General features: G+C 73.1%; 4 protein-coding genes, 1 tRNA gene and 1 pseudogene. 4 read left to right on the top strand and 2 right to left on the bottom strand.

The genetic code is table 11. From position 1 onward, the window contains the following. The first annotated feature begins 298 nt into the window (after window positions 1-298). The 3 genes from FNX44_RS22865 to FNX44_RS22855 all read left to right on the top strand — a co-directional run bounded on the left by FNX44_RS22865 (window position 299) and on the right by FNX44_RS22855 (window position 4,841). Window positions 299-1,570, top strand: coding sequence for a deoxyguanosinetriphosphate triphosphohydrolase (locus FNX44_RS22865; RefSeq protein ID WP_143650681.1), 1,272 nt, complete (start codon window positions 299-301; stop codon window positions 1,568-1,570). Window positions 1,571-1,676: 106 nt separating this feature from the next. Beyond that, a complete protein-coding gene (locus FNX44_RS22860) occupies window positions 1,677-2,924 on the top strand; it encodes an NAD(P)/FAD-dependent oxidoreductase (protein WP_143650680.1) in 1,248 nt (415 codons plus the stop codon). A gap of 162 nt (window positions 2,925-3,086) precedes the next feature. Then, window positions 3,087-4,841, top strand: a complete 1,755-nt coding sequence (locus FNX44_RS22855) for a pyruvate dehydrogenase (protein ID WP_143650679.1) — start codon at window positions 3,087-3,089, stop codon at window positions 4,839-4,841. An 82-nt stretch (window positions 4,842-4,923) separates the two neighbouring features. Here FNX44_RS22855 and FNX44_RS22850 read toward each other — a convergent pair whose 3' ends face one another. After that, window positions 4,924-5,223, bottom strand: a complete 300-nt coding sequence (locus FNX44_RS22850; RefSeq protein WP_143650678.1) for a YtxH domain-containing protein — start codon at window positions 5,221-5,223, stop codon at window positions 4,924-4,926. Window positions 5,224-5,400: 177 nt separating this feature from the next. Between FNX44_RS22850 and FNX44_RS22845 the strand changes: the two genes are divergently transcribed. Next, a tRNA-Asn gene (locus tag FNX44_RS22845) sits at window positions 5,401-5,473 on the top strand. A gap of 130 nt (window positions 5,474-5,603) precedes the next feature. Here FNX44_RS22845 and FNX44_RS28220 read toward each other — a convergent pair. Continuing rightward, window positions 5,604-5,831, bottom strand: a pseudogene (locus FNX44_RS28220) (hypothetical protein); the annotation flags it as partial.

The following is a 5,831-nucleotide window of genomic DNA, read 5'->3' as shown; positions in this document are numbered from 1 at the left end:
CACCCCGTCTCGGCACCGCTGGGCGACCACCCGGCCCTCGCCCGCCTCGTGCTCCACCGCTACGACCAGGCACACAGCCGCGCCCTGGCACGGGGCTGAGACCCCGAGCCCGCGCCCGACGAGTCCGCGCACGAGGTGCCCGCGCACCCCGAGCCCGCGCACGAGGTGTCGGCGCACGACGAGTCCCCGCACGAGGTGTCGGCGCACGACGAGTCGGCGCACGGCGAGTCCGCGCCCGACAGGGCCCCGCCGTCGTCCGGACGCGCACCGCCCCCGGCCCGGCGGTTACGGTCGAGACATGCACGGTAGCTACGCCCCGTCCGACACCGAGCGCTGGGAGCCCGAGCCCGACAAGCGTCCGGGCCGGACCGCGTTCCAACGCGACCGCGCCCGGGTGCAGCACTCCGCCGCGCTGCGCCGCCTCGCCGGCAAGACGCAGGTCGTCGCGCCCGGCTCCAGCGCCCACGCCTGGGACCCCAGCCCCCGCACCCGGCTCACCCACTCCCTGGAGTGCGCCCAGGTCGGCCGCGACCTCGGCAAGGCGCTGGGCTGCGACCCCGACCTGGTCGAGACCGCCTGCCTCGCCCACGACCTCGGCCACCCGCCGTTCGGCCACAACGGCGAGAAGGCGCTGGACGAGATCGCCGAGCCCTGCGGCGGCTTCGAGGGCAACGCCCAGTCGCTGCGGCTGATCGCCCGGCTGGAGCCCAAACGTTTCACCGCGGAGGGCCGCCCCGTCGGCCTCAACCTCACCCGCGCCGCCCTGGACGCCACCACCAAGTACCCGTGGGCCCAGGGCGGGCACCCCGCCGACCCGGCTTCCGCCAAGTTCGGCGTGTACGCCGACGACCTGCCCGTCTTCCGGTGGTTCCGCGCCGGCGCGCCCCCGGACAGGCAGTGCTTCGAGGCCCAGGTGATGGACTGGTCCGACGACGTCGCGTACTCCGTGCACGACCTGGAGGACGGGCTCCACGCCGGACACCTCGACCCCGGCGCCCTGCTCGCCGGGCCCGAACGCGCCGAGGTCCTGCGCGTCGCCGCCGACCGCTACGCGCCGCCCGGCGCCGACGAGAGCGAACTCGCCGCCGCCCTCGACCGCCTCCAGGACCAGGAGTGGTGGCCGCACGGCTACGACGGCACCGCCACCGCCCAGGCCCGCCTCAAGGACGCCACCAGCGAACTCATCGGCCGCTTCTGCCTCGCCGCCGAGACCGCCACCCGGGCGGCGTACGGCCCGGGCCCGCTCGGCCGGTACGCGGCCGAACTCATCGTGCCCCGCGAGGCCCGACTGGAGTGCGCCGTGCTGAAGGCCGTCGCCGACCGCTTTGTCATGCAGCGGCCCGACCAGGCGAAGCTGCGCGCCGAACGGCGCGTCGTCCTCGGCGAACTGGCGCACGCCCTCCTCCTGCGCGCCCCCGACGGCCTCGACCCCCAGTTCAGGGCGCTCTACCACCAGGCCGCCGACGACGCGGCCCGCGTCCGCACGGTCGTCGACCAGATCGCGTGCCTCACCGACGCCTCCGCCCGCTCCCTGCACGCCCGCCTGACCCCGCGACGCGCCACGCTGTGACACGGGCGCGCTCTTCCGGTGATCGCCACGATGGGGGACGCTCCATGACAGAGCCCTGAACCCGGCGTGGCCCAGGGACGACCGGAAACCAGCGAGGAGGCACCAAGTGGTGGACGCACACGAGACGTTCGTCATCATCGGCGGCGGACTGGCCGGCGCGAAGGCCGCGGAAACCCTGCGCGCGGAGGGTTTCACCGGCCGGGTCATCATCATCGGGGACGAACGCGATCACCCGTACGAGCGACCGCCGCTCTCCAAGGGCTACCTCGCCGGCAGCAAGGAACGCGACAGCGTCTTCGTCCACCCGCCGGCCTGGTACGCCCAGGCCGAGATCGAACTCCACCTCGGCGAGCCCGCCGTCGACATCAACCGCGAGACCCGCTCGGTCACCCTCGGCGACGGAACCACCATCCAGTACGACGCACTCCTGCTCGCCACCGGCGCCGAGCCCCGCCGACTCGACGTCCCCGGCACCCGCCTCGCCGGCGTCCACCACCTGCGGCGACTTGCCCACGCCGACCAGCTGCGCGGCATGCTGACCCGCCTCGGCCGGGAGAACGGCCAGCTGGTCGTCGCCGGTGCCGGCTGGATCGGACTGGAGGTCGCGGCCGCCGCCCGGCACTACGGCGCCGAGGTCACCGTCATCGAACCCAACCCCAGCCCGCTGCACGGCGTCCTCGGGCCGGAGATGGGCGGCCTCTTCACCCAGCTGCACGCCGAGCACGGCGTCCGCTTCCACTTCGGCTCCGGCATCACCGAGATCCTCGGCCAGGACGGCCAGGTCCTCGCCGTCCGCACCGACGACGGCGAGGAACACCCCGCGCACGGCGTGCTCGTCGCCATCGGCGCCGCACCGCGCACCGCGCTCGCCGCCTCCGCCGGACTGGAGATCGACCCTGCCACCGGCGGCGTCAGTGTCGACGCGGCACTGCGCACCGCCGACCCGGCGATCTTCGCCGCCGGCGACGCCGCTGCCTTCTGGCACCCGACCCTCGGCACCCGCCTGCGCGTCGAGCACTGGGCCAACGCACTCAACGGCGGCCCGGCCGCCGCCCGCTCCATGCTCGGCCAGGAGGTCAGCTACGACCGGCTGCCCTACTTCTTCTCCGACCAGTACGAGCTGGGCATGGAGTACAGCGGCTGGGCCCCGCCCGGCTCCTACGACCAGGTGGTCTGCCGGGGCGACGTCGGCAAGCCCGAGTTCATCGCCTTCTGGCTGAAGGAGGGCCGGGTGCTGGCCGGGATGAACGTCAACGTCTGGGACGTCACCGACCGCATCCAGCAGCTCATCCGCAACGGCACCACCGTCGACGCCGAACGCCTCGCCGATCCCACGACCCCGCTGCCGGAGTGACCCCCGGTCGGGCCTCCCGGCGGCCTCCGCCCGACTCCGGACGGGTGACGGCCGCACACCCCCGGCGGAGCGAAGCACACCTCCACCCCGCATGGCACAACCACCCAAACCCTGACACAACGCGTACCTTTCCGGTGTCGTCCACCGCACCGGAGGAGCCCCATGGCCCGGCAGCAGACCGTCGCAGCCCAGTTCGTCGACCTGCTCCGCCAGTCGGGCGTGCAACGCGTCTACGGCGTCGTCGGCGACAGCCTCAACCCCGTCGTCGACGCCATCCGCCGCACCGAGGGCATCAGCTGGATCCAGGTCCGGCACGAGGAGACCGCCGCCTTCGCCGCCGGCGCCGAAGCGCAGCTCACCGGCCGCCTCGCCGCCTGCGCCGGCTCCTGCGGCCCCGGCAACCTCCACCTCATCAACGGCCTCTACGACGCACACCGCTCGATGGCCCCCGTCCTCGCCCTCGCCTCCCACATCCCCAGCACCGAGATCGGCACCGGCTTCTTCCAGGAGACCCACCCCGACCAGCTCTTCCGCGAGTGCAGCCACTACTGCGAGCTGATCTCCCACCCCGGCCAGATGCCGCGCGTCCTCCAGACCGCCATCCAGCACGCCGTCGGCCGCGGCGGCGTCGGCGTCGTCGCACTGCCCGGCGACATCGCCTCCCAGCCCGCCCCCGAACGCGCCGAGGAACACGCCCTCGTCACCACCCGGCCCAGCGTCCGCCCCGGCGACGCCGAGATCGACCGGCTCGCCGAGATGGTCGACGCCGCCCGCCGCGTCACGCTCTTCTGCGGCAGCGGCACCGCCGGCGCCCACCAGGAGGTCATGGACTTCGCCGCCAAGGTCCACGCCCCCGTCGGCCACGCCCTGCGCGGCAAGGAGTGGATCCAGTACGACAACCCCTACGACGTCGGCATGAGCGGCCTCCTCGGCTACGGCGCCGCCTACGAGGCCACCCACGAGTGCGACCTGCTGATCCTCCTCGGCACCGACTTCCCCTACAACGCCTTCCTCCCCGACAACAAGGACGGCGTACGGATCGTCCAGGTCGACGTCCGCCCCGAACACCTCGGCCGCCGCTCCCAACTCGACCTCGCCGTGTGGGGCGACGTCCGCGAGACGCTGCGCTGCCTCACCCCGCGCATCCGCCGGAAGAGTGACCGCACCTTCCTCGACCGCATGCTGAAGAAGCACGCCGACGCCCTCGAGAACGTCGTCGGCGCGTACACCCGGAAGGTGGAGAAGCACACCCCCATCCACCCCGAGTACGTCGCCTCCGTCCTCGACGAGGAAGCCGCCGACGACGCCGTCTTCACCGTCGACACCGGCATGTGCAACGTCTGGGCCGCCCGCTACCTCACCCCCAACGGCCGCCGCCGCGTCATCGGCTCCTTCACCCACGGATCCATGGCCAACGCCCTGCCGCAGGCCATCGGCGCCCAGTTCCTCGACCCCCACCGCCAGACCGTCGCCATGTGCGGCGACGGCGGCTTCACCATGCTGATGGGCGACTTCCTCACCCTCGTCCAGTACGACCTCCCCGTGAAGATCGTCCTCTTCGACAACGGCTCACTCGGCATGGTCGAACTGGAAATGCTCGTCGCCGGCCTGCCCGCCCACGGCACCGGCTACCGCAACCCCGACTTCGCCGAGATCGCCAGAGCCGCCGGCGCCCACGGCGTCCGCGTCGAGAAGCCCAAGCAGCTGCGCGGCGCACTCCGCGACGCCTTCCGCCACAAGGGCCCGGCCCTCGTCCACGTCCTCACCGACCCCAACGCACTGTCCATCCCGCCGAAGATCAAAGCCGAGATGGTCACCGGCTTCGCCCTGTCGGCCGGCCGGATGGTGCTCGACGGGGGAGTGGGCCGCATGCTCCAGATGGCCCGCTCCAACCTCCGCAACATCCCCCGCCCCTGAGGCCCCCTGAGGCGCCTGAGTCCCCTGAGGGCCCTGAGTCCCCGCCGGGCCCGGCCGGCGGGGCACGTCAGGGCCGGCCCCCTCACGTATTGGTCGTCCCCCAGTCCTCCTCCTCCGCCGAACGTCCACCCTTCACGGCCCGCAGCCGCTCGCCCACCACCGGCGGCAGCCGGTCCCCGACCCGCTCGGTCACCGCGTGCGCCGCCCGGCTCGCCGCCTGGCGGCCGTTCTGCGCCGCGCTCTCGACGGTGTTCCGCACGGCGGGGTTCTCCGCGAGCTGCCGCGCCTTCTCCCGCAACTGCTCGTACCGCTCACGACCCGCTCTGGCGCCGAGCACGTACCCGACCGCGATGCCGGCGACGAAGATCAGTCGGTGCCGCATGAGGCAGCCCTTCCCTCGATGTCCACTCGATGTCACTCGATGTGCAGCAGTCACGCCAGGGCGGCCGGAGCCCGGCGCTCCATACCGATTTCAGAGCACCCCCTGGCATGCGCTAATGTATTGCTCGCAGCGAGGGAACGCCCCCGGAAACGGGCCAGGCGGACCCGAGCAGGGCAGTCCCCTGTAGCTCAATTGGCAGAGCAGCCGGCTGTTAACCGGCAGGTTACTGGTTCGAGTCCAGTCGGGGGAGCGCGCATCCGAAGGGCCCCGCCAGCGGGGCCCTTCGCTGTTGCCACCCCGCCGGGCCCGTCACCCCACCGGCCCCCCGGCCGACCGTGGCGCCGCTCCCGACGGCGCCACGCCGAGCCCGGGAGATTTCCTCACCACACCGGGAACCGACCGCCCCAAGATCGATGTCCTCGCAGGTGCAGCACGGCCCCATGCGGGCGGGAGATCGTATGAGCGGCTATGCTGCGGCAGACGGCGGTGCAGCGCGGGATGTCCGCCGGGCGGTCCTCGCGCAGCGCCTCCAGTGCCTTCAGCGCGTCGTCCAGCGAGCCGACCTTCACCAGGGTGAGGCCGTCGGGCGCGTTCCCGAGCGCGGAGGG

Source organism: Streptomyces alkaliterrae (genome assembly GCF_007097205.2).
Classification (GTDB): Bacteria; Actinomycetota; Actinomycetes; order Streptomycetales; family Streptomycetaceae; genus Streptomyces; species Streptomyces alkaliterrae.
The sequence above is the reverse complement of the archived record's forward strand: the minus strand, read 5'-3'. Positions and strand labels throughout refer to the sequence as shown.

What these genes read in the sequence shown, in the direction of transcription:
- FNX44_RS22865 (WP_143650681.1), top strand. Translation starts at nt 299, where the DNA reads ATGCACGGTAGCTACGCCCCGTCCGACACCGAGCGCTGGGAGCCCGAG.
- FNX44_RS22855 (WP_143650679.1), top strand. Translation starts at nt 3,087, where the DNA reads ATGGCCCGGCAGCAGACCGTCGCAGCCCAGTTCGTCGACCTGCTCCGC.
- FNX44_RS22850 (WP_143650678.1), bottom strand. Translation starts at nt 5,223, where the DNA reads ATGCGGCACCGACTGATCTTCGTCGCCGGCATCGCGGTCGGGTACGTG.